The following is a 504-nucleotide window of genomic DNA, read 5'->3' on the forward strand; positions in this document are numbered from 1 at the left end:
GTGCTCGACTGCACCAACTCCAAGCGCTAATCGATAAACACCAGCCTGACGTTATTGGTCTTCAAGAGATTAAAGTGCATGATGAAGCGTTCCCGATTGAAGATGTCGAAGCCATGGGTTACAAAGTGTATTTTAATGGCCAGAAGGCGCATTACGGCGTAGCGATGCTTTGTAAGCAAGAGCCAATCCGCGTACAAAAAGGTTTTCCAACGGATAACGAAGAACACCAAAAGCGCATGATCATGGCGACGTTTGAAAACGAAAATGGTGAAAAAGTAACGGTGCTTAATGGCTACTTCCCTCAAGGGGACAACATTAGCCACGAAACGAAATTCCCATACAAGCGCCAGTTCTACAAAGATCTAATGACGTATCTAAACGATCATCACAGCAACGATGAACAGTTGATTGTTATGGGTGATATCAACATCAGCCCTATCGATTCAGATATCGGTATCGGAGAACCAAACCGTAAGCGTTGGTTGAAAACGGGCAAATGCTCTT

At 44.4% G+C, this 504-nt stretch carries 1 protein-coding gene; it reads left to right on the plus strand.

Annotated elements, in window-relative coordinates; translation table 11 throughout:
* On the plus strand, window positions 1-504 hold a 504-nt coding region (gene xthA, locus R8N49_RS30875), incomplete at both ends, for an exodeoxyribonuclease III (protein WP_318190918.1).

The organism is Vibrio sp. 1978, assembly GCF_033344345.1.